Raw genomic sequence first — 23,158 nt, 5'->3', positions numbered from 1 at the left:
GACGAACTAAACGATAATAATCAGAGGGGACGCAGGATGACGACATTGCACAAGGGACGCTTGTTCTGGCTGGGCGTGCTGGCGCTGTTCACCGCTGCGGCGAGCCTTGCCATCCGCGGTGCGATCGCCAGCGGGCTCAAGGCAGAATGGATCGACCCGATCGCTCCGTTGCAGGCGGGCGAGTTGATCGCCGCCGCACTGGGCGCAGCGTTCCTCAGCTTTTCGATCACGCTGTTCGTCGTCAGCGCGCTGCTCGACCAGATCGGCATGAAGCGGTGCCTGGCGGGAGCGGGGCTGTGCTTCATCCTCGGTCCGTTGATGATCGTCACCGCGGGCCATGTCGCCACGGGCATGAACATCTATTGGCTCGTGTGGGCGGGCATGCTGCTCAGCGGCATCGGCTGGGGCCTGACCGAAGCAGCGATCAATCCGCTGACCGCGCAGCTTTACCCCGACGATACCACGCACCGGCTCAATGTGCTGCACGCCTGGTTCCCCGGCGGCATCATCGTCGGCGGACTTGCCGGCTTTTTCCTGTCGGCTGCGTTGCCGTGGCAGGGCATCATGGCGCTGGTCATGATCCCCGCCGCCGCGACCGTCGTGATCGCCCTCACCACGACCTTTCCCCCGCCGCTGCGCAGCGAGAGCGGCGTCAGCTTTGGCGAGATGATGGGCGAGGTGTTTCGCCGCCCCAGCTTCTTCATCTGGTTCGGCGCGATGTTCCTGACCGCGGCGTCCGAACTGGCGCCCGGCCAGTGGATCGACGTCGCCCTGTCGAACCGCGTCGGCATGCGCGGCATCCTGCTGCTCGTCTATGTCAACGCGCTGATGTTCATCTTCCGCCATTTCGCGGGGCGGCTCGCCAACAGAATCTCGAACCCCGGCCTGCTTTGGGTATCGAGCCTGCTCGCCGCGATCGGCCTGTTCATGCTGAGCCAGGCGCAGTCGCCGGTCACGGCGATCGTCGCCGCCACCGTCTGGGGCCTCGGCGTCTGCGTGATGTGGCCGACGATGCTCGCGTCGGTCGCCGAACGCTATCCGCGCGGTGGATCGTGGGCGATGGGGCTGGTCGGATCGGCGGGCGCGCTCGCAAGCTTCTTCGTGCTGCCGCAACTCGGCGCGATGTTCGACCAGGCCAAGATCGAGTTCGCCGGCGGTCCCGAAGCGTTCGCGGCGCTGACCGGTGCTGCGAAGCTGGCGGTCGAGGATGCGGCTGCGTCGCTGTCGTTCCAGCGGCTGGCGATCCTGCCGGTCGTCCTGCTGGCGGTATTCGGCTTCATCTGGCTGCGTGAGCGTGGCAAGTCGCGCGCGGCGCTCGCGGGTCAGACGGCATGAGCGTATCGCGTCGATCGGTGCTGGCGGGTGGCGCCGTCGCTGCGGCCGCCGCGACGACGGTGGCGAACGGGGTGATGGCGTCGAACGCGGCGCGCTTTTCGTTGAAATACGCCCCGCATGAGGGGAGCTTCAAAAGCCGCGGCGACCGGCTCGAACAGATCGCTTTTGCCGCCGATCAGGGCTTTACCGCGTGGGAGGATAATGAGGCGGCGACGCGCTCGGTCGCCGACCAGACAGCGATGGCGCGCGCGTTGGAACAACGGGGCATGACGATGGGCGTGTTCGTCGCGAGCATGCCAAGATGGGCCGATTTCCGGCCGCTGCTGGGCGGCAATGACGATAGCGATCGCGAGCGCTTCCTTGCCGACATCGGGCGTTCGGTCGATGTCGGCAAGAGGTTGAACTCCAAGCACATGACGATCGTCACCGGCTTTATGGACCGCAAGCTGCCGGTAGATATCCAGACCGCGCGCGTGATCGATGTGCTGCGCCGTGCCGCCGAGATCTATGAACCGCACGGGTTGGTCATGGTGATGGAGCCGCTCAATACGCTGGTGAACCATCCCGGCGTCTTCATGTCGACCGTGCCGCAAGGCTATGCGATGGCGCGTGCGATCGACAGCCCGGCGATCAAGATACTGGCGGACCTGTACCACGAGCAGATTCAGGCCGGGAATCTGATCAACACGCTGGACAGCTGCTGGAACGAGATCGCTTACGTCCAGTTCGGCGACAATCCCGGCCGCAAGGAGCCCGGCAGCGGCGAGATCAATTATCGCAATATCGTCCGCTGGCTGCGCGCGAAGAAATTCGCGGGCGTGATCGGAATGGAACATGGCAATTCGGTCGAGGGACGCGCGGGCGAAGAACGGCTGATCGCCGCCTATCGCGCGATCGACGCGGCATGAGGGAGACACGCGTGAAGCATATCGTTTGGGCCGCGGCGATCGCGGTCGCCGCGGCGGCGGGCAATCCCGTCACGGCGCAGGAAAAGCCCGGGTTCAAGGACACACCGATGCTGCCCGACGGCAAATGGCGCGTTCACGATTCCGACCGTCCTTATCCGACGGTGGTGACGCCGGGTGCCGTGCCCGGCGCCCCGCCGTCGGATGCGGTGGTGCTGTTCGATGGCAAGTCGCTCGATGCGTGGCGGGCGATGGCAAGGCCGTGGATCGTCAGCAACGGCGCGATGACGTCGACCCCACCATTGGGCGGCCGCGGCGAAAATGCGCTGGTCAGCAAGGCGAGCTTCGGCGACGTCCAGCTCCATCTCGAATTCCGCTCACCGAACCCACCGCTCCATAGCTCGCAGGACCGCGGTAACAGCGGTATCTGGTTCATGCAGCGCTACGAGATCCAGATCCTCGACGGCTATCAGAACCCCACTTACGCCGACGGCACCGTCGGCTCGATCTATGCCTGGAAGCCGCCGCTGGTGAACGCATCGCGCAAGCCCGGCGAATGGCAGAGCTACGATATCGTCTTCGAGCGACCGCATTTCGGACCCGATGGCAAGTTGCTGCGCCCGGCCTATGTTACTGCCTTCCTCAACGGCGTGCTCGTGCAGAACCGCCAGCCGTGGCTCGGCAGCACCGTCTGGCGCAAGGTCGCGACATATGAAGCGCATGGCGATGCCGCGCCGATCCAGCTCCAGGACCATAATTCGCCCGTTTCGTTCCGTAACATCTGGGTGCGCCCGCTGCCCGAAGCGGCGGCGAGCCATGACTTCGAAGGAACCGTGAAATGATCATCGATCGCAGAGACGCGCTGGCCGGCATGGCCGCGATGTTCGGCGCGAGCCTGTTCGCCCCGATCGCGCGCGCTGCGGCGGGAGAAACGCCCCCGATCATCAGCAGCGGACCGCCCTCCTCGCCCGTGTTTACCGCGCAGCAGCGCGCGCTGACGACCGCTCTCAGCGAGCGCGTGATGCCGACCACCGACACCCCCGGCGCGATCGCGGCGGGCGTCCCCGAATATATCGAAAAGCTGCTCGCCGATTGGGCCTCGCCCGACGATCGCAAACCGATAATCGCGGGGCTTGACGCGATCGAGGCGCGCAGCCGGACCGCTTTCAAGATCGCCGCCGACAAGGCGACGCCCGCGCAGCAGGACGCGCTGCTGACGCTGGCGATGGAAGGCAAGCTGCCCGGCGGCGCGGACTTCTTCGACAAGTTCCGCCAGCTCGTGCTCACCGGATATTTCACGTCGGAAGTCGGCATCACCCAGGAGCGCGAATATCTTCCCGTCCCCGGCCGCTACGACGGCGCCTATCCCTATTCCGAGATCAAGAAGGTGTTTTCGTCATGATGATCAACAGGCGGCAATGGATGGCGGGCGGCGCCGCGCTCGGGGTAACACTCGCAGCGGGGCCGCTCATGGCAAAGAGCCTTAAATCGAAACCCATCGGCATCCAGCTCTATACCGTGCGCGAACTCTTCTCGAGGGACCCGATGGGGACGCTCGAGAAGGTCGCGGCGATCGGTTATCGCGAAGTCGAATATGGCGGCGGCGGCTATGACAAGATGGATCACGCCGCGCTGCGCAAGACGATGGACCGGCTGGGCCTGAAATCGCCTTCCATCCATGTCGCCTATGAGGCGCTCGCCAGCAATTTCGACGGCGCGGTCGCGATGACCAAGGCGCTGGGCGCCGACACGCTCGTCGTTCCCTATATGGTCGAAGCCCATCGCAATGCCGAGGGCTGGAAGGCGGCGGTCGCCAATTTCAACCGCTATGCCGAGCGGCTCAAAAAGGCCGGGCTGGGCTTTGCCTATCACAATCATGATTTCGAGTTCAGGTTGAAACCGGGCGGCACCAGCCTGTTCGACACGCTCATCGCCGACGCCGATCCGGCACTCGTCCAGATCGAGCTCGACCTGTTCTGGGCGGTCGCCGCGGGTGAAGATCCCAAGGCGATCATCCGGCGCTTGGCCGGCCGCATCTATGCCTATCACGTCAAGGATCGCACCGCCGACGGCAAGATGACCAGCGTCGGCAAGGGCGTGATCGATTTCGCCGACATCTTCACGCTCAATCGGACCGCCGGCGTGAAGCATTTCTATGTCGAGAATGATCAGTCGCCCGCGCCCTATCTTCCCGACATCCAGACCAGCTTCACCACGCTCAGCCGCCTTCGCGCTTAACCCAATATTCGAGGATCAAGATATGGCCGACATGTTCGATGCGATCGTCATCGGCTCCGGAGTGAGCGGCGGATGGGCCGCGAAGGAATTGACCGAAAAGGGCCTCAAGGTCCTGATGCTCGACCGCGGCGTGATGGTCGAGCATGGCGAGGATTATGATTTCGACGGCAAGCCGGCCTATGAGATCCCGGCGCGCGACCGAATGCCCGCGGCACTGGTCAAGAGCGACTATTTCATCGCGACGCATGGCTATGTTTCGCCATCGAACCAGAAATTCTACAACAACGACCGGCTTAACCCCTATGCCTATGACGAGGGCGAGAAATTCTACTGGATCCGGCCCGCCGCGGTCGGCGGCAAATCACTGATCTGGGGGCGCTGGAGCTTTCGCTGGAGCCCGGAGGATTTCGAGGCGAACAAGCGCGAGAATGTCGGGGGCGACTGGCCGATCCGCTATGACGACCTCGTTCCCTGGTACGATTATGTCGAGAAATATATCGGTGTGTCGGGATCGCGCGAGAATCTGCCGCAGCTGCCCGACAGCGCGTTCCAGCCGCCGATGCAGATGAACGTCGCCGAGAAATGGGTAAAGGAACGGCTGGAGACGACCTCGCCGGGCCGCAAGCTGATCAACACCCGCCTCTCGAACATGACCGAGGACAAGGAAGATCAGGGCCGCAGCAAATGCCAGTTCCGCAACCAGTGCGGGCGCGGCTGCTCGTTCGGGGCCTATTTCTCGACGCAGGCGGTCACCCTGCCCGCGGCGCGCGCCACCGGGCGGCTGACGCTGCGCTCCGACGCGGTGGTCTCCAATCTGGAATATGATCCGAAGACGAAGAAGATCACCGGCGTGCGTGTGATCAATACGAAGACGAAGCAGGCCGAGGTGATCCCCGCGCGCCTCGTCTTCCTCTGCGCCTCGGCGATGGCCTCGACCCAGATCATGATGAACTCCCGCATCCCGGGAAACGGGAAGAGCCACTTCGATTCCAGCGGCACGCTCGGCCGCTACGTCATGGACCATATCTTCCGCGTGAACATCTCGGGCGATATACCGGGCATGACCGACTATATCGAATATGGCCGCCGCCCGGGCGGCGTCTATATCCCGCGCTTCCGCAACGTCGGCGGCGAGGAGGGGATCGGCTTCAAGCGCGGCTATGGCTATCAGGGCAGCGCGCGGCGCGATCCGCTACCGCCCGAGGGCTTCGGCGCGGCGATGAAGCATGGCATGCGCGGTTATGGACCGTGGAAGTTCGGCATGGGCGCCTTCGGCGAATGCCTGCCCTATGAGGACAACCGTGTCAGCCTGCACGCCGACAAGGTAGACCGGTTCGGCATCCCGCTGATGCGCTTCGACGTCACCTTCCGCGAGAACGAAATCCGCATGATGGACGATGCGCGCAGCGAAGGCGAAGCGATGCTGCGCAAGGCGGGGCTGCAGAACGTCACCAGCGAACGCCGCGAGCATGTGCCCGGCGACGCGATCCACGAAATGGGCGGCGCGCGCATGGGCGCCGACCCGCGCCAGTCGGTGCTCAACAAATGGGGCCAGGCGCACGACGCCGCCAATCTGTTCGTCACCGACGGCGCCCAGATGGCCTCGATCTCGTGCGTCAACCCGTCGCTGACCTTCATGGCATTGACCGCACGCGCCGCCGACCATGCCGTAAAGCTGCTCAAGGCCGGCACGATCTAGAAGGCGCCAAAGGGATTATCCGCCGCCGCCCGCCCGGCCCAGGGTGCTGCGATACTGCCCATAGGCCGCATAGAGGGCGAGCCCGATCAGATTCCAGCCGAGGCACCACAAGAGCGTTTCGGCCGGCAGGCTGAGGAACAGGTAAAGGCAGCCGCCGATCGTTCCAAGCCCGACCAGCCACGCCGCGCGCACGCGAAAGGGCCGGGGAACATCGGGTGCGCCGCGGCGAAGGACGAGCAGGCAGACTCCGACCGCGATGAAGGCGATCAGCGTTCCGGCGTTGGCGAGCGCGGCGACCTTTCCGATCGGGAGCAGCCCGGCGAGGACCGCGACGATCGCTGCCGTTAGCAGCGTGATGCGCGTTGGAGTACCGCGCCGTGAAATATGCGCGAGCCGCTGCGGCAGGAAACCGTCGCGCGCCATCGCAAGGAAGATCCGGCTTTGTCCATAGAGGAAGGCGAGCAACACGGTCGGCAGCGCGACAACGGCGGTCGTCGCCACGACCTGCGCGACGCCCCCCTGCCCGATCGAGCGCAGGATGAGCGCCAGCGGCTCGGGGCTGTCGGCGAAGCGTGTGAACGAAATCGCGCCGACGGCCGTCGCAGCGACGAGCATATAGATGAGGGTGCAAACGGCCATCGACCCGATGATCGCGATTGGCAGGTCGCGCGCCGGACGTTTCGTTTCTTCCGCCGCGGTCGAAATCGCGTCGAAGCCGTAGAAGGCGAAAAAGATGATCGCGGCGGCCGCCATGACCCCGCGCTGGACGCCGTCGCTGTCGACCTTCGCGGCATAGCCATAGGGCATGAACGGATCGAGGTGCGCGGCGTCGAAATAGGGCAATGTGTAACCGACGAAGAGCAGCAGCGTGACGATCTTCACGACGACGAGCACCGAATTGATCCGGGCACTCTCGCGCGTCCCCAGCAGCAGCAGGCCCGCGACGACCGCGATGATCGCGACCGCGGGCAGATTGATCAATCCGCCGAGTTCGGGACCACGCGTCAGCGCCTCGGGAAACCCGATCCCCATCAAAAGCGGCGACGCATAACCCGACCAGCCCACCGCGACGGTCGAGACGACGAGCGAATATTCGAGGATCAGGCTCCAGCCGACGATCCACGCAAAAGCCTCGCCGAGGCCGGCGTAGGAATAGCTGTAGGCGCTGCCCGCCGCGGGCATCATCGCCGACAATTCGGCATAGGCGAGCGCGGCGCAGGCGCAGACGGCACCGGCGATCGCGAAGGACAGCAGCACCGCAGGACCCGCGCGGTCGACGCCGACGCCGATCAGCGTCAGGATTCCCGTCCCGATGATCGCGCCGACGCCCATCGCCATCAGCTGCGGCCATGACAGGCTCGGCGGCAGCGCGTCGACGCTGCGTTCGCCGGGCGGCGGGATGGGTTTGCGGCGGGTCCAGTTATTCACGATGCGTCTCCCAATATCCGGCCCGATGGTTCAGGTCCGCCGCTCACCCAATCCGTCAGTTCATGGCTTTTCGTTCGGGAACAGCAGCAGCCAGTCGGCCTCGGCCTGGATACGCGCGAAGAAGCTCCAGCTGTCGACGGCGATCGAACGCTTCAGCCAGGGCTTCGCCTTTTCGGGCTCGCCGCGGAGGATATAATAGTTGGCGAGGCTGTAGGCGGTCGACGCCGCCACCCCGTCGGCGGTCGCGAAAGCGCGGCCGCTGTCCTTGTCGCTGAAAAAACTGTCGGCGGCGCGGTTGCCCTTGAACAGCTGCAGCCCGTCGAAATAGGTGTCCGACCCGCCCTTCGGGTGAACTTCGAACAAGGTCAGATCATAATCGTCGAGCAGCTTCTGTGCCTCACGAAGCTTCCCGGCGCGCGCGAGCGAAAGATATTCCCAATAGCCGTTCGCGGTCCGCGCCTCGACGTCGTGCGTGAAGGCGGCCGATTCGGCCGACTTTGCGAACCATTTCGCGGCATTTTCGAAATCATGCTTGCCGAAATAGGCCTGCCCGAGATGGTAGTAGAGATAATATTGCACGACATCGGGGTCACCCGGGAAATAGTCGGGGCCCGGCTTTTCGCGTTCGAGCGGCTGGTTCTCATAAAGCTTCGCCGCTTTCAGCCCCAGTTCGATCGACTTGTCGAACTCGCGCAGCGAGAAATGGCGATGCGCGCGGTGGCGGAGCAGCTTGCCCGAATTGGGGAAGCGCTTCAGCGCCTGATCGTAAACCGCCGCCGACTCCCGGGTATAGCCCTGATAGAAGAGGATGCGGCCGTACCAGGTCGCGCTATCGACGGTCATATTGCTCTCGAACGCCGCCTTGGCATCGCGCGCGGCGCGTTCGAGCGTTTCGGTCGACGCCACGTTCGCGTTGCGCGCGGGGCTGGTGACCATTCGCTCGCCGAGCAGCGACATGCCCTGAAAGCTGCCTTCCTGTGCCGACGCCGTTACCGGCGCGGCGATCAGCAACAGGCCGGCCGATACCAGCAATTTCAAATGCCTGCGGTTCATCATAAATCCTCTCCGAACAAAATTCGTGTCTTCAATCGATGTCGAGATCGAACTTCACGCCCTGCGCGAGCGGGAGCGAGGTCGAGTAATTCACCGTCGCGGTAACGCGGCGCATGTAATTCTTCCAGCTGTCGGACCCCGACACGCGCCCGCCGCCGGTCACTTTCTCGCCGCCGAACGCACCGCCGATCTCGGCGCCGCTGGTCCCGATGTTGACGTTGACGATGCCGCAGTCGCTGCCCTGCGCCGACTGGAATTTCTCGGCCTCGCGGACGTCGCTGGTGAAGACGCACGACGACAGCCCCTGCGGGACGCCGTTCTGCAGCGCGATCGCTTGGTCGAAGCTGGTGTAGGCGAGGACATAGAGGATCGGCGCGAAGGTTTCCTCGCGAACGATTTCGCTTTGCGCGGGCATTTCGACGATCGCCGGGCGGACATAATAAGCGTCCGGCCCCGCGACGTCGATCCGGTCGCCGCCGTGGACCACCCCGCCGTCGCGGCGTGCCTGTTCGAGCGCGCGCTGCATCGCGTCGAAGGCGGCCTTGTCGATCAGAGGGCCGACATGCGTCGCGTCGTCGAGCGGGCTGCCGATGTTGAGACTGCCGACCGCGGCGATCAGGCGCTTCACGAAATCGGCGCGGATGTCATCGTGGACGATCAGGCGGCGCAGCGTCGTGCAACGCTGGCCGCACGTACCCGTCGCGGCGAAGATCGTTCCGCGCAAGGCGAGCCCGATGTCGGCGCTCGGCGCGACGATCGCGGCGTTGTTGCCGCCGAGTTCGAGGACGGGTCGCCCGAAGCGGCGCTGGACGCGCACGCCGACATCCTGTCCCATGCGAACGCTGCCCGTCGCGCTGACGATCGCGACGTCGGGGTGGTCGGCGAGCATCGTGCCGCACGCCGCATCGCCGATCGCGATCTGTACGAGATGGTCGGGCGCGAGGTCATAGTCGGCGGCCGCCTTCTGGAGAAGGCCAGCGAATGCGAGCGCGGTGAGCGGGGTCTTTTCGGACGGCTTCCAGATCGCGCTGTCGCCGCAGACGAGCGCGACGGTCGTGCCCCACGCCCAGACGGCGGCGGGGAAATTGAACGCCGAGATCAGCCCGAGCACGCCGAGCGGGTGCCAATATTCGGTCAGCCGGTGCTCGGCACGCTCCGACGCGATCGTCAGGCCGAACAGCTGGCGCGACAGGCCGACGGCATATTCGCAGATGTCGATTACCTCCTGCACCTCGCCGCGCGCTTCGGTCAGGATCTTGCCATTCTCGATGGTCAGAAGCTGCGACAGCGTTTCCTTATGCTCGCGCACCAGCAAGCCGTAACGACGGACGAGCTCGCCGCGATGCGGCGCCGGAACGTCCTTCCAGACCGAGAAGGCAGCACGCGCGTTCGCGACCATCGCGTCCATTTCGCCCGCCTTGTCGGTGCGCAGGGCCGCGAGTTCCGAACCATCGACCGGCGAAAAAATCTTCAGGTCCGAACCCAGGTTGGCATCGAGCGACAGCCCGAGCGCGCCGAATATATCGGCAACCGAACGGGCAAAGCCGCCCTGCGCGCTGTGGCCGGCACCGGGAGAAATCATCTTATCAAGAGCGTTCATCTAATTGTCCGTTGAAAGGGGAAAAGCATGGTGTTGGCATGTTTGAGTCACGGGCTTGCGCTGCCATCGTGGATGATGACGCGGCCGTCCTTGATCACGGTGGAGACGCGCTCGGTCACCGTCACGTCGCGATAGGGATCGCCCGCGACCGCGATCATGTCGGCATATTTTCCGACTTCGATCGTGCCGAGATTGTCCGATTGACCCAGCAGCGCCGCGGCATCGACGGTCGCCGACCGCAGCGCCGCCATCGGCGTCATCGGTCCCTGCTCGACCATCAGGCGGAACTGCCGCGCATTCTGTCCGTGCGGCGACACGCCCGCGTCGGTGCCGAAGGCGAATTTGACCTTATGCTGGACCGCGAGCCGGATATTCCGCCCCGCGACGCGGCGCGCTTCGGCCATCTTTGCCTCCACCGCCGGGCTGGCGTCGCCCTGTTTCCGCGAATCGAGCAAGCCGAGCGTCGGCACGAGCCAGGTGCCACGCTTTGCCATCAGCTTCGCGGTTTCCTCGTCGAGATACGTACCATGCTCGATCGAATCGACCCCCGCGCGCACCGAGGCGGCGACGCCCTCCCCACCATGCGCATGCGCCGCGACCTTGAGCCCAAGGCTGTGCGCGGTGGTAACGATCGAGGTCAACTCCTCGTCGGTCAGATGCTGGCCCAGACCGCGCGCCTGCTGCGACATGATGCCGCCGGTCGAGGTGATTTTGATCAGGTCCGCGCCATATTTTGCCGCTTCGCGCACGCGCAGCGCGCATTCGACGCCGCCGGTGCAGGCGCCGGTATAGTCATAGGGATAGAGTGCCTCGGTCGTCTTGCGGTTGAGCCCCGACATGTCGCCATGCCCGCCGACGATCGACAAGGACGTGCCCGACAGGAAGATACGCGGCCCAACAAGGGTGCCTTCGTTGACCGCATCGCGCAGGGCGTGGATCGAATAGCCGTCGGACCCGACGTCGCGAACCGTCGTAAACCCGGCCTCGAGGGTCTTTTTCGCATTGGAAAAAGCGAACAGCGCGACATCCTCGGGCGTATCGACCGCCGCTGACCATAATTTCGTTTCGGGCGCGAAGCTGAAATGGACATGGGTGTCGATCAGCCCGGGCAGCAGCGTGCGGTCCCGGAGGTCGATCGACCGCGCATCGGGGCGCTCGATATAGCCCGGCAGGATTTCGGCGATGCGCCCATCCCGGACCACGACCGTGCTCGGCCCCAGCGGCTTTTCTCCCGGAATCGCGACGACCGCGCCCGCATGAATGACCAGTGCCCCGGCGACATCCGCCCCGACTGGCGCAGCGACCGCGCCGCCCGAAAGCGATACGCCGATCGCCAGCGCCGACAATTTCCTCATGCCGCTCAAGCGAAATTCTCCCGCAGGCCCACGCCCCGATGCCGCCCGTGCAGCCCTCTCCATTTGCATAGGAAGTTTTTGCTAGTTGAGCAATAATTTTTATGATAGGAAAATTTTAGAAATTATGACACAGGCCGGAAATCGGGGAATTTCCGGTCGGGGAAGTGGGTCCAAAAGGAGGGAAAAATGTCGAAGTTCGTGTCACGCCTGTTGTTGTCGTCGGCTCTCGCGTTCGCGATCACACCGATGGCGCATGCCCAGTCGGCACCGCCCGAAGACGATGGCGCCGAGTCGAACGAGAGCGGCAGCGACATCGTCGTCATCGGTACACGCCGCAAGGATCGCTCGATCACCGACAGCTCGGTCGCGATCGACGTCATCTCGCCCGAGCAGATCAACGCGACCGGCTATTCCGATGTGAACGATGCGCTGCGCACGCTCGTGCCCGCGTTCAACGCCCAGCGCCTGCAGGGCAACGACGGCTCGTCGTTCGTGCGCCCGGTCACGCTGCGCGGTTCGCCGGCAGACCATGTCCTGCTGCTCATGAACGGCAAGCGCCGCCACCGCGCCTCGATCGTGCAGATCGGCACCGGCCACGCCTCGACCTCGGGCTCGCAGGGCCAGGATTTCAACGTCATTCCGCCGATCGCGCTGTCGAGTGTCGAAGTGTTGCGCGACGGCGCCTCGGCCCAATATGGTTCTGACGCAATCGCCGGCGTGATCAACATGGAACTGAAAAAGGCCAGGAGCGGCGGCTCGATCATGGCGCAGGTCGGCCAATATTATGAAAGCGGCGGCCGCACCTATGATATCCAGGGTCATCTGGCCGTCCCGGTCGGCGACAATGCCTATTTCAACATTGCCGCCCAATATACCGATCAGGCGAAAGCCTATGCCAAAAAGGCCACCCACGCCGGCGCGGAAGCACTGAGGGCCCTGGGCGTTCCGGGTGTGCCCGAGCATCCCGAAGGCAATCTCGACCCGCGTTACATGGCGTTCAAATCGGTGTGGAACGCCGGCGTCGAACTCAGCGACGAGCTCGAACTCTATACGTTCGGCAACTATATGACGGGCAAGAGCTCGGTCACCTTCGGCCTGCGCCAGCCTTTCACCGCGGGCGGCCTGAATGGCCACGGCACCTATGCCAATTCGGCGTTCGACCTGACCCCGGCGCATCCCGAGGCGTTCAACCTCGCCGCCATCTATCCGGGTGGGTTCACGCCGGAATTTGAGGGCCATCTCGAAGATTTCAGCGCGTTGGTTGGCCTCCGCGACCAGGCTGGTCCGCTGACCTGGGATCTGTCGGCGCGCTACGGCACCAACACCGTCGACTATACGATCACCGGCACGATCAACGCTTCGATGGGCGTCAAGTCGCCGACCGCGTTCAAGCCCGGCTCGCTCACCCAGCGCGAAATCCAGTTCGACGCCGAAGTCTCCTACGAACTGACCGACAATATCCTGGCGTTCGCGGGCGCCAGCCACCGCAGGGAGACCTATGTCATCGGCCAGGGCGACGCCGCCAGCTACACCACCGGCCCGCTGCAGGATCTGCCCGCCGGCTCGAACGGCTTCCAGGGCTTCTCGCCCGAATTCGCCGGCAGCTTCGACTCGAACAGCTATGCTGTGTTTGGCGAAATCGATGCCGACATCACGTCCTGGTGGAACCTGTCGGCCGCGGCCCGCTTCGAAGACTATGACCAGTTCGGCGACAACTTCAGCTACAAGGCCGCGACACGGTTCGAGCTGAGCGATGCTTTTGCGCTCCGCGGTTCGGTCAGCACGGGCTTCCGCGCTCCCGCCGCGGGTCAGGTATTCGGCACCAGCCTCACCTCGCAGCTCGACGGCGTGGGCGGCTTCATCCTCGACGCCGTGCTGGTTCCGGGTTCGGCTGCCGCGCAGGTCTTCGGCTCGCAGGCGCTGACGCCCGAAACCTCGTTCAACATGTCGGCAGGCGTGGTATTCACCGGCCTCGACGGTTTCCTGACCACGCTCGACTTCTATCAGATCGACGTCGACGATCGCCTGCTCCTCACGCCCTCGCGGAACACCACCGCCGCCGAACGCGCCGCGCTGGCCGCGATCAACTTCCCGAACGGCGCCGACATCGAACAGGTGCGCTATTTCCAGAACGAAATGGACACGCGCGTTCGCGGTTTCGACCTGGTGAGCACCTATCGCCACAGCTGGTCGGACAATGCCTCGACCGACTTCAGCCTTGCCGTGAACTATAACGAACAGCATCTGCGCGGCGCGCCGCCCCCGGGATTCAGCCCGGCCATCGTGACCGAGTTTGAACGCGGCACGCCGCGCTGGCGCGGCAATTTCTCGGCGACGACCAAGGTCGGCGATTTCGGCTTCATGGCGCGCGCGATTCACTACGGCGCGTGGCGCCGGCTCGATGGCGCGACCTTCCTGCCGCGCAAGGCGGTGACGCTGTTCGACGCCGAAGTGACCTGGTCGGGTATCGAGGATGTCGAGCTGAGCGTCGGCGCGCGCAACATCTTCAACATCTTCCCGCCGGGCCGCGGACCTGCGCGCGCCCGCGCCGGCCTGATCTATGACAACCATAGCGTATTTGGCGTCGCTGGCGGCTTCTATTATTTGAATGCTAAGTATAAATTCTGATCTCGTCTGTTCGAGATCGGCCTGTATTTCCGGTGGGCAGATACGATATTGGCATAGCGGATATGCCAATATCGTAGCCTATCGGAAATTTGTGCTTTATATATGGCGGCGGCTGATTGGCCGGACCTCTTCCCCCAGCCGCCCCCCATTGGCCGATGCCGTACGATCTCGAGCAAGTTAAGGATTGGAGACTTATGCCGCCCAGAAATGGAGATGAGCCGGAAGTATTGGGTGCCGTGCGTACCGCGAAACGGCCTCGATCCGAAGGCTTTCACCTGGGTGAGCGCTTGCGCCAATTGCGCAAGGAACGCGGGATGACGCTGGAGGATGCGGGGCGGTTGACCGCGCTTGCCGCCTCGACATTGTCGAAGATCGAAAACGACCAGATGTCGCCGACCTTCGACGTCGTGCAGAAACTCGCGACAGGCTTCGACATCGACATCACCGAACTCTTTGCAAGCAATTCGGGACAGGATGCCGCGGGCCGGCGCAGCGTCACGATGGACGGCGCGGGCCGTTTGATGGAAACCGCCGTTTACCGTCACCGGCTGATCGCCGCCGAGCTCAAGAACAAGAAGATCCTGCCGTTCGTCACGACGATCAAGGCGCGCAGCCTCGAGGATTTCAAGAGCTGGTCGCAGCACAGCGGCGAGGAATTTCTCTACGTGCTCGAAGGCGAAATCTGCTTCCAGACCGAGCATTACGAACCCGCGATCCTCGGCGTCGGCGACAGCATCTATATCAACAGCAGCATGCAGCACGCGTGCTATTCGACGAGCGAGGAAGATGCCGTCGTGCTGTGGGTCAACACCGCCTGAGCGGCCTGATGCGCTCGCTTCATCAACGGGCTTGCAATAATTTTCCTATACGCTAATTTCTTTCCAATAGAAAATTTGGAGAGGGCAAAGCGATGGACAGACGGAATTTCATCCTGTCGGGGGCGGCCTTGTCGGCCACGATGGCCTTCGCGCCCGCGGCGGCGGCACAGTCGAAGACGCGCCCGCTCACCTTCGACGCGATGGGCGAGGTGCGGTTCGAATATGATGCGGCGCTGATCGGCCAGATGCGCGCCAGCGGGCTCGATGCGATCACGATCACGCTCTGCGATCCCAAGGCCTATGAAGGTCAAGCCTATGAAGAGGCCGTGCAAGCGGTGCTCGACCATGACGCGCATATTGCCAAACATCCCGAGCTGTTCCTGAAGGCCACCAAGACCGGCGACATCGACGTCGCGCGCGCGCACGGCCAGCTCGCGCTCTTCTACCTGTTCCAGAACAGCACGCAGTTCGGGCGCGACCTCGACAATGTCGACCTGTTCTACAAGCTCGGCGTGCGCTCGGCGCAGATCACCTACAACGACCAGAACTGGGCGGGCGCGGGGTGCAAGGAACTCGGCACGAACGGCCTCACCCATTTCGGGCGCGATCTGGTCGGCCGCATGAACGAGCGACGCATGCTGATCGACCTGTCGCATGCTAACATGCAGACGATGGCCGACACGATCGCCGCGTCGAAAGTCCCCGTGATCGTCTCGCACACCGCGTGCATGGCGGTACACAGCAATATCCGCAACACGACCGACGCGAACCTGCGCCTGCTCGCCGACAAGGGCGGGGTCGCCGGGATCTGCCAGATGCGGCCGTTCCTGACGACGAAGCGCGACGACGCGCTGCCCGAATATTTCCGCCATATCGATCATGCCGTCAAAGTGATGGGCGCCGACCATGTCGCGATCGGCAGCGACCGTGATCACCGCGTCGTCGAGATGACCGACGCCTATATCGCCGAGCTGAAACGCGAAGAGGGCGCCAATTTCCACGAGCCCGACTGGCCGCTGTTCATCAACGAACTCAACGGTCCGCGGCGCATGGAGGTGGTGTGGGATGGCGTGCGCAAGCTCGGCTATCCGACAAGCACCGTCGAAAAGATCATGGGGACCAATGTCCGCCGCATCTATCAGGAGGTGATCGGATGAGCCCCCGCATTTCCGCCCTCACCCTCGCCTTGCTGCTGACGGCAGCCCCTGCGTCGGCGAACGTCCCTGGCGCCGACGCGGGGAATTGCGCGACCAGCCTGATCGGCTCGCCGCTGACGGTGCCGAAATTTTCGGCGGCGACACAGAAGATACTCGACGACGATATCGCGATTGCCGAAGCGGCGCTGCGCATCGCGCCGGACCGCGAGGATAGCCATATCTGGTACGGGCGCCGCCTCGACTATGCGGGGCGCATCTGCGACGCGGTCGATGCCTTTTCCGCCGGAATCAAGCAGTTTCCGGACAGCTACAAGCTCTATCGCTTCCGCGCCCGCGACCTCACGCGCGCGCGCAAGTTCAAGGAGGCGCTCGCCGATTATGAAAAGGCGCTCGCGCTGATGGGCGACACGCCCGACAGTTTCGAACCCGACGGCATGCCCAACCCGATCGGCCTCACGATCAGCACCTATCGCGGCAACATCATCTATTATCATGCGCAAACGAGCTTCGCGACGGGCGACTATCCGACGATGGTATCGGGCATGGCGAAATCGCTCGAACTTTCGGCCGATTTCGCGCGCGACGACATGCGCGTGCCGACCGCCTATTGGACCTATCTCGCGTACCGGAAGATGGGGCAGCACGACAAGGCGCGCGCCGCGATCGACGCGATCGAGCCGGGGCTGAAGCTGATCGAGAATTTCACTTATTACCAGGCGGTCCAGATCATGCAGGGTCGCCTTGATCCCGCCGGTTTCAAGGACAGCCGCGACAGCACGATCAAGTTCGCGATCGCGATGGAGCGCCGCTTTGCTGGCGACGAAAAAGGCGCGAAGGCGCTGCTGACCGAGATCGTTCGGGAAAATCCGCAAGGCCATTGGCCTTCGGAAGCCGAATTAACGCACCCGGACCGAAAAGCCTATTAATGTCCGGCACCGTCCCAACGAGCCTGTCATCAGACTGAGAGGCCAGATTTGCACGGTTGCGGGCGTTCAAGCTGTCAGCCCGCACGCTCAGCGCGCGATCTTCCTGGCTGGCAGGCCGCGTTCTTGCAAATGGGTTGCAGTAGCGATCATTCGCGTCTAGCGCGCTTCCCATATTGGAGGTTCGCGATGAAACGTAAAATGATCAGCGCCTTGCTGGTAACGGCGGCCTGGACGGGCGCAGCGCAGGCGCAGGAAAGCCAGACCAGCGCGGAGATCACCGTCACCGCCGACAGAGCCGTCACCGCGACCAAGAGCGACACGCCGCTCGTCGAAACCCCGCAGGCGATCAGCGTCGTCACCGAAGAGCTTTTCCGCGACCGCGGTGCGCTGAACCTGCAAGAAACGCTTCGCTATTCGGCCGGCGTCACCGGCGAGGCCTATGGCCTCGACACGCGCAACGACGCAAGCGTCGTGCGCGGGCTCGCACCCGTCCAGTTCCTCGACGGGATGCGCAGCCTCTACACCTTCGCACCCTTCGCCCGCGCCGCTGTCGACACGCTCTCGCGCGTCGAAGTGCTGCGCGGGCCGTCTTCGGTGCTTTACGGTCAGGCATCCAACGGCGGCATCATCAACAGCGTCAGCAAGCGCCCCGAGTTCGAAGCGGGCGGCAGCGCGCGGATCGAATATGGATCGTGGGACCGCAAGCAGGCGATGGTCGACCTGACCGGCCCGCTCAGCGGCGATACGCTGGCCGGCCGCGTCGTCGCGGTCGTGCGCGACGCGGGCCAGCAGACGCGGTTGCTCGACGACAATCGTGTGCTCGTCCAGCCCTCGCTGAGCTGGCGCCCGGGTGCCGATACGCAAGTCACTTTGATCGGCCTCTATCAGCGCGACCGCTCGGCATCGAGCCAGCAGTTTCTTCCTGTCGTGTCCGCCATTGGCGCGCCCAACGACGATCGCCGGCTCAGCAACCGCACATTCCTTGGCGACGAGGATTATGACACGCTCCGCCAACGCACGCTGTCGGCGACGCTCATCGTCGACCAGCGGGTTTCCGACCTGCTCAGCCTCAGCGCGCGGGCGCGTTACACCGACGCCAAGGCGACCTTCCGCGAGCTTTATCCCGACGTCTATTCGAACCCGACCAATCCGTTCATCGACGGCACCGCCGAAACGGGCCGCACGCTGCATCGCTACGCCTATCAGACCAAGCCGCACGGCAAGATCTTTACCAGCGACACGAACGCGCGCCTGACCTTCGACACCGGACCGTTCAGCCACCAACTCCTCGTCGGCATCGACTACACCAATTATTTCGAGCGCACGCTCAGCGCGTCGGGCGGAAGCGCATTCACGCCCGGCATCACCCCGGTCGACGCCTATAATCCGAATAACAGCGGCGTCGCGGCGGACGTGCTGCCCTATGCCGCCCTGCCCGACCAGCGCAACACGCAGCTCGGCGTCTATGTCCAGGACCAGATCCGCTATGCCGACCGGGTCACGCTGGTCGCCGGTGTCCGCCACGACCGCGCGCGGTCGAAGACCGAAGGCGCCCCGGCGGTCGTCGATACGGCGTGGACCTTCAAGGTCGGCCTGATCGGCGAGATCGGTTATGGCCTGTCCCCCTACCTCAGCTATTCGGAGGCGTTCCAGCCGGTTTCGGGGATCAATCCGCGTACGGGCGAACCTTATGTCCCGACGCGCGGACGGCAGTATGAAGGCGGCATCAAGTGGCAGCCGCAGCGCGGCATTCTCGTTACCGCGGCCTATTACGACATCGTCGAGCAGAACCGCCCGACCAATGATCCGGCCGACCCGATCAACGTCTTCCAGACCGGCGAAGTGACCTCCAAAGGTTTTGAAGTCGAAGGCGCGTTCGACCTGCCCGGCAACTTCCAGCTCACGGCGGCATACAGCCACAACAATGCGCGCGTTTCGGAAAGCCTCTACACCTATGAAGAGGGCGCGCGCGTCAACGACGTGCCGCGCGATCAGGCGTCACTGTGGGCGGTGAAAGCGGTCCCGCTCGGCACCGATGCGCAGCTGCGGATCGGCGCGGGCGTGCGCCATATCGGCAATACCCGATCGACCGGCCCGACGAGCGCGATAACGACCCCCTCCTACACGCTCGTCGATGCGCTGGTGTCGGTCGACTGGAACCGCTGGACCGCCGCGGTCAACGCCTCGAACCTGTTCGACAAGAGCTATTTCACCGCCTGCCGCACCTTCGGCGACTGCTTCAGCGGCAATCGCCGCTATGTCGTCGCCTCGCTCGGTTACCGGTTCTGACGCCATGAAACGGAAGACCGTGCAGGCCTGGTATCTGGTTCATAAATGGACCAGCCTTGTCTGCACGGTCTTCCTCCTCCTCCTCTGCCTTACCGGTCTGCCCCTGATCTTCGGGGAGGAGATCGCGCATCTCTCTGGCGCCGAGCCCGAATTGTCTGCGCCGCCACCCGGCGCACAGCCGGCGAATCTCGACCGGCTGATAGAAGACGCGAAGGCGCAATATCCCGGCAACCGGCCGCTGTTCCTCGGCTGGTATCCCGACGAGCCGATCGTTTACGTGAATCTGGGCCCCACCGCCGACACCCCGCCGGCAGAGATGAAGACCGCGCTTTTCGATGCTTACACGGGCACGGCCGTTCCCGCGCCGCAGTTCAACGAAGGCGTCATGTTCTTCATCCTGCGGCTGCACACCGACATGTTCGCGGGGCTTCCCGGCAAGCTCTTTCTCGGCGCGATGGGCCTGCTCTTCGCCATCGCCACCATATCGGGCGTCGTGCTCTACCGTCCCTTCATGCGCAAGCTCGAGTTCGGGACGATCCGCAAGGCACGCAGCAAACGACTAAAGTGGCTCGACATCCACAATCTGCTGGGCATCGCGGCCACCGCCTGGCTGCTGGTGGTCGGGCTAACCGGCGTGATCAACACGCTCGACGAGCCGCTCTATGACCAGTGGCAGAAGGACCAGCTTGCCGAACTGACCCGCGAATGGGCGGATCGCCCGCCCCCCGCGAAATTCGGACTGATCGAAAAGGCGGTCGCCGAGGCGAAAGCGGCGCGGCCGGAGCTCAAGCCCGCCTTCGTCAGCTATCCCGGGACGGGCTATAGCGGCGAGCATCATTATGGCGTTTTCATGATCGGCCAATCACAGCTCGACCAGCGCAACTATCAACCCGTACTCGTCGACGCCGCGACGTCGAAGCTGACTGGCGTCCCGACCTGGCCGCTCAGCCTCAGCGCCATGTATCTGTCGCAGCCGTTGCACTTCGGCGACTATGCGGGCCTGCCGCTCAAGATCGTCTGGGCGCTGCTCGACATCATCGCGATCGTCATCCTCGGCAGCGGCATCTATCTCTGGATCGGGCATCGCGGCCAGTCGCTGCAACGGCGCGTCCACGAAGTCGTCGAAGGCGGAGACGCAAGGTGACCAGGCAGACCGTCCGCCGAACATATGCTTGGCCGCTACTGATGGCGATTGTCACAATCGCTTCGCTCGTGACCGGCCTGCTGACGGTCGGCCTCTTTGACATTTTGGCCGTCATCGCCCTGGCGGCGATTCCGGGCTTTTGCCTGTTGCGGCTTTTCGCGCGCAAATAGGTCGGCCCCGTTGGGTATGATCATGCCGTCCTCAAACCGGCCGCTCGGCCTCCAAAAGCCCTCATGCCAATATGTTAAGCGCCGAGCCAGGTTGCACCCGGGCAGGCGGTCCATCGCGATAACCACTCCGATGATCAGCTTAACGCTGGCTTAACTATAGTGCAGTGCAGCATGGCGAATTGGCCGAAGTTAACCTCGGCGCAACAGCAAGGGGTCGTTTGCCATGCCAAGCCTGTACATCTCGCCTGCCGGATCCGGGGACAAAAGTGGCAGCGATATCAATAACGCAGCATCCATCGGTTCGCTCAACACGCTGATCGGAAGGGCGGGGCCGGGGGGCGAGGTGCTGCTGCTGGCCGACCAGGGCGACTATAACGTCACCGGCATCCTCGGCATCACCCGCGGCGGGGCGGAGGGCCAGCCGGTGGTGGTGCGCGGCATCGATTCCGACGGCAATGCCATGGCCGCGCATTTCACCGGCTCGCGTCCGGCCGACTGGCAGGCGGGCGACGCCTCCGGCAACGAGCTGTTCAAGCTCGGCGCGGGCGCGGACAATCTTGAATTCCGCGACCTCAGGATCGACAATGTCGGCACGGCCTTCCGCGTCACCGCCGATCTCGGCAATCTCCACATTGAGAATATCGACGCGAACAATGTCCGCCGCTTCTTCGAGAATTATTCCAGTGCGCCTTCGGATACGGCGACGATCGCCGGGCTGACGATCCGCGACGTCGACATACAGGGCTTCTCCAGAGTTGCGATCCGCCTCCAGTACGACACCAACAATGTGGTGATCGAAAATGTGACGGCGGACATGGCCGGGCAAACGGGCGACGACCTGCCCGCGGGCGTCCATCTCGACGGCACCGTCCACAACGTCACGCTTAGCCAGGTGGTGATGGAGAATATCCAGAGCACCGCCGGCGCCTATTTCAACGGCGACGGCTTCGCGAGCGAGCGCGGCGTTTATGACGTGCGCTTCATCGACACGGTCGCGCGCGGCAACAGCGACGGCGGCTATGACCTCAAGTCGAGCGGCACTTTGGTCGTCCGCGCGCTCAGCGAGGAGAATGGCCGCAATTACCGCCTCTGGGGCGAGGCGACGCTGATCGACTCGGTCGGCCTGAACCCGGTTCTGCGCGGCGGCATCTCCGAGCAGAACCAGCTCTGGCTCGACGACGACGCCGACGTGACCGTGATCGGCGGGCGCTTCGACGATGCCGGATCGCGCACCAAGGTGATCTCCTCGCAGGGGCGGCTCAACCTGCAGGGCGTCGAGATCACCCGGTCCGAACTCTCGACGCTCGCCACCCGCGATTCGCTGCCCGGGCTCAGCGGCATTGAAACGATCCGCGAAACGCTGACCGTCGATCAGGGTGACGCCTCGCCGGGCGCGACCGGCTATATCGCGCTGCTTCCCCTGCCCGCCACCGCCACGGCGGATGCGCTGGAAGGCTCCGCGAGCGACGACATCTTCCTCGTCGACGATAGCGGCGACCGGATCATCGAGGCCGCCGACGCCGGGTTCGACCGGGTCGAGACGACGCTGGGCAGCTACACGCTCGCCGGCAATGTCGAGCAACTGATCCGTCGCGGCGCCGCCGATTTTACTGGCAATGGCAATGCGCTCGCCAACGCGGTGATTGGAGGCGCGGGCAGCGACACGCTGGGCGGGCTCGGCGGCAATGATGACATCGCCGGCAACTCGGGTGACGATATGCTCGTCGGCGGCAATGGCGAGGATCTGCTCCGGGGCCAGTCGGGTGCCGACATGCTGCTCGGCGGCTGGCAGTCGGACACGCTCTTCGGCGGCGCGGGCGCGGACCGGCTGGTCGGCGATCAGGAATGGCTCAGCAGCCAGGGCGCCAACGACCGGCTCGACGGCGGCGACGATGCCGACCTGCTGATCGGCGATGCGACCAATGTCTATGGCAGCGGCAGAGGCGGCAACGACCGGCTGACCGGCGGCGCGGGCAACGACATCCTGATCGGCGACGGTGACGTGATGATGGACAGCGCCAGGGGCGGCGCGGACACGCTGGAGGGTGGCGACGGCAATGACTGGCTCTATGGCGACGGCCGGGAGTCGACCGCCACGGTGACCGGCGGTGCCGACAAGCTCTATGGCGGCGACGGCCCCGATCACCTGATCGGCGGCGGCGGAAACGACCTGCTTGCGGGCGGCGCAGGCGCCGACTGGTTCATCTTCGCGCCCGGCTCGGGTGCCGACGAAATCAGCGATTTCACCTCGGGCGCGGACCATATCGATCTCAGCGCCTTCGACCTCGCCTATGAGCAACTCGGTTTCACGGCGAGCGCCGACGGAACCCGCATCTCCATGGGCACGGACAGCATCTTCGTCCGCGGCGCGCAGGCGTTGTCGCCCAACGATTTCGTCTTCGGCTGACGCGGG

17 protein-coding genes are annotated in these 23,158 nt (G+C 64.3%); 13 read left to right on the top strand and 4 right to left on the bottom strand.

Annotated elements, in window-relative coordinates; all coding sequences use genetic code 11:
- Positions 1–36 precede the first annotated feature (36 nt).
- Genes ASD73_RS21860 through ASD73_RS21835 form a run of 6 tightly spaced genes read left to right on the top strand, consistent with a single transcriptional unit; the run spans position 37 to position 6,177 of the window.
- Entirely contained in the window at positions 37–1,335 is a 1,299-nt protein-coding gene (locus ASD73_RS21860; protein WP_056368341.1) for an MFS transporter, read from the top strand.
- Positions 1,332–2,243 carry a hydroxypyruvate isomerase family protein gene (locus ASD73_RS21855; protein ID WP_056368339.1) on the top strand — a complete coding sequence of 304 codons (912 nt, stop codon included), beginning with the start codon at positions 1,332–1,334 and terminating at the stop codon, positions 2,241–2,243. Before ASD73_RS21860 ends, ASD73_RS21855 begins: the two co-directional genes overlap by 4 nt.
- A gap of 11 nt (positions 2,244–2,254) precedes the next feature.
- Positions 2,255–3,082, top strand: a complete 828-nt coding sequence (locus ASD73_RS21850) for a 3-keto-disaccharide hydrolase (protein ID WP_443027990.1) — start codon at positions 2,255–2,257, stop codon at positions 3,080–3,082.
- Positions 3,079–3,642, top strand: coding sequence for a gluconate 2-dehydrogenase subunit 3 family protein (locus ASD73_RS21845; RefSeq protein ID WP_200935002.1), 564 nt, complete (start codon positions 3,079–3,081; stop codon positions 3,640–3,642). Before ASD73_RS21850 ends, ASD73_RS21845 begins: the two co-directional genes overlap by 4 nt.
- Positions 3,639–4,478, top strand: coding sequence for a sugar phosphate isomerase/epimerase family protein (locus ASD73_RS21840; RefSeq protein ID WP_056368336.1), 840 nt, complete (start codon positions 3,639–3,641; stop codon positions 4,476–4,478). Before ASD73_RS21845 ends, ASD73_RS21840 begins: the two co-directional genes overlap by 4 nt.
- Before the next feature lie 22 nt (positions 4,479–4,500).
- Positions 4,501–6,177, top strand: a complete 1,677-nt coding sequence (locus ASD73_RS21835) for a GMC family oxidoreductase (RefSeq protein ID WP_056368335.1) — start codon at positions 4,501–4,503, stop codon at positions 6,175–6,177.
- Between the two features lie 15 nt (positions 6,178–6,192).
- Here ASD73_RS21835 and ASD73_RS21830 read toward each other — a convergent pair whose 3' ends face one another.
- From ASD73_RS21830 to ASD73_RS21815, 4 genes are read right to left on the bottom strand one after another with little or no spacing between them, the layout of a single operon-like run.
- A complete protein-coding gene (locus tag ASD73_RS21830) occupies positions 6,193–7,605 on the bottom strand; it encodes an amino acid permease (protein WP_056368332.1) in 1,413 nt (470 codons plus the stop codon).
- A gap of 60 nt (positions 7,606–7,665) precedes the next feature.
- Positions 7,666–8,658 (bottom strand): tetratricopeptide repeat protein, encoded by a 993-nt coding sequence (locus ASD73_RS21825; RefSeq protein WP_235534646.1) that lies wholly within the window; start codon positions 8,656–8,658, stop codon positions 7,666–7,668.
- 31 nt (positions 8,659–8,689) lie between these two features.
- Positions 8,690–10,258, bottom strand: a complete 1,569-nt coding sequence (gene amaB, locus ASD73_RS21820) for an L-piperidine-6-carboxylate dehydrogenase (protein WP_235534645.1) — start codon at positions 10,256–10,258, stop codon at positions 8,690–8,692.
- A 47-nt stretch (positions 10,259–10,305) separates the two neighbouring features.
- On the bottom strand, positions 10,306–11,613 hold the full coding sequence (locus ASD73_RS21815; RefSeq protein ID WP_056368328.1) for a metal-dependent hydrolase family protein: 1,308 nt from the start codon (positions 11,611–11,613) through the stop codon (positions 10,306–10,308).
- A 186-nt stretch (positions 11,614–11,799) separates the two neighbouring features.
- On the opposite strand from ASD73_RS21815, the gene ASD73_RS21810 reads away from it, so the two are divergent.
- The 7 genes from ASD73_RS21810 (at position 11,800) to ASD73_RS21780 (ending at position 23,152) form a co-directional block, all read left to right on the top strand.
- Positions 11,800–14,241, top strand: coding sequence for a TonB-dependent receptor plug domain-containing protein (locus ASD73_RS21810; RefSeq protein ID WP_056368326.1), 2,442 nt, complete (start codon positions 11,800–11,802; stop codon positions 14,239–14,241).
- 155 nt (positions 14,242–14,396) lie between these two features.
- A complete protein-coding gene (locus ASD73_RS21805; RefSeq protein ID WP_082521773.1) occupies positions 14,397–15,059 on the top strand; it encodes a helix-turn-helix domain-containing protein in 663 nt (220 codons plus the stop codon).
- Between the two features lie 92 nt (positions 15,060–15,151).
- Positions 15,152–16,216 (top strand): dipeptidase, encoded by a 1,065-nt coding sequence (locus ASD73_RS21800; RefSeq protein ID WP_056368324.1) that lies wholly within the window; start codon positions 15,152–15,154, stop codon positions 16,214–16,216.
- Positions 16,213–17,142, top strand: a complete 930-nt coding sequence (locus ASD73_RS21795; protein WP_156377504.1) for a tetratricopeptide repeat protein — start codon at positions 16,213–16,215, stop codon at positions 17,140–17,142. Before ASD73_RS21800 ends, ASD73_RS21795 begins: the two co-directional genes overlap by 4 nt.
- Before the next feature lie 186 nt (positions 17,143–17,328).
- Positions 17,329–19,431 carry a TonB-dependent siderophore receptor gene (locus ASD73_RS21790; RefSeq protein ID WP_056368321.1) on the top strand — a complete coding sequence of 701 codons (2,103 nt, stop codon included), beginning with the start codon at positions 17,329–17,331 and terminating at the stop codon, positions 19,429–19,431.
- A gap of 4 nt (positions 19,432–19,435) precedes the next feature.
- Complete coding sequence (locus ASD73_RS21785; RefSeq protein WP_056368318.1) at positions 19,436–20,575, top strand: PepSY-associated TM helix domain-containing protein; 1,140 nt, start codon at positions 19,436–19,438, stop codon at positions 20,573–20,575.
- Between the two features lie 393 nt (positions 20,576–20,968).
- Positions 20,969–23,152 (top strand): calcium-binding protein, encoded by a 2,184-nt coding sequence (locus ASD73_RS21780; protein WP_056368316.1) that lies wholly within the window; start codon positions 20,969–20,971, stop codon positions 23,150–23,152.
- The last annotated feature ends 6 nt before the right edge of the window (positions 23,153–23,158 follow it).

It is taken from the genome of Sphingopyxis sp. Root154, assembly GCF_001427105.1.
Lineage (GTDB): Bacteria > Pseudomonadota > Alphaproteobacteria > Sphingomonadales > Sphingomonadaceae > Sphingopyxis.
This window is presented reverse-complemented; position numbering and strand designations above follow the sequence as displayed.

Bases quoted from the DNA above. Each gene is read 5' to 3' on its own strand.
- ASD73_RS21845 (WP_200935002.1), top strand. From the start codon at position 3,079: ATGATCATCGATCGCAGAGACGCGCTGGCCGGCATGGCCGCGATGTTC.
- ASD73_RS21855 (WP_056368339.1), top strand. From the start codon at position 1,332: ATGAGCGTATCGCGTCGATCGGTGCTGGCGGGTGGCGCCGTCGCTGCG.
- ASD73_RS21810 (WP_056368326.1), top strand. From the start codon at position 11,800: ATGTCGAAGTTCGTGTCACGCCTGTTGTTGTCGTCGGCTCTCGCGTTC.
- ASD73_RS21790 (WP_056368321.1), top strand. From the start codon at position 17,329: ATGAAACGTAAAATGATCAGCGCCTTGCTGGTAACGGCGGCCTGGACG.
- ASD73_RS21860 (WP_056368341.1), top strand. From the start codon at position 37: ATGACGACATTGCACAAGGGACGCTTGTTCTGGCTGGGCGTGCTGGCG.
- ASD73_RS21805 (WP_082521773.1), top strand. From the start codon at position 14,397: ATGCCGTACGATCTCGAGCAAGTTAAGGATTGGAGACTTATGCCGCCC.
- ASD73_RS21835 (WP_056368335.1), top strand. From the start codon at position 4,501: ATGGCCGACATGTTCGATGCGATCGTCATCGGCTCCGGAGTGAGCGGC.
- ASD73_RS21800 (WP_056368324.1), top strand. From the start codon at position 15,152: ATGGACAGACGGAATTTCATCCTGTCGGGGGCGGCCTTGTCGGCCACG.
- ASD73_RS21795 (WP_156377504.1), top strand. From the start codon at position 16,213: ATGAGCCCCCGCATTTCCGCCCTCACCCTCGCCTTGCTGCTGACGGCA.
- ASD73_RS21815 (WP_056368328.1), bottom strand. From the start codon at position 11,613: ATGAGGAAATTGTCGGCGCTGGCGATCGGCGTATCGCTTTCGGGCGGC.
- ASD73_RS21825 (WP_235534646.1), bottom strand. From the start codon at position 8,658: ATGAACCGCAGGCATTTGAAATTGCTGGTATCGGCCGGCCTGTTGCTG.
- ASD73_RS21785 (WP_056368318.1), top strand. From the start codon at position 19,436: ATGAAACGGAAGACCGTGCAGGCCTGGTATCTGGTTCATAAATGGACC.
- ASD73_RS21780 (WP_056368316.1), top strand. From the start codon at position 20,969: ATGCCAAGCCTGTACATCTCGCCTGCCGGATCCGGGGACAAAAGTGGC.
- ASD73_RS21840 (WP_056368336.1), top strand. From the start codon at position 3,639: ATGATGATCAACAGGCGGCAATGGATGGCGGGCGGCGCCGCGCTCGGG.
- amaB (WP_235534645.1), bottom strand. From the start codon at position 10,258: ATGAACGCTCTTGATAAGATGATTTCTCCCGGTGCCGGCCACAGCGCG.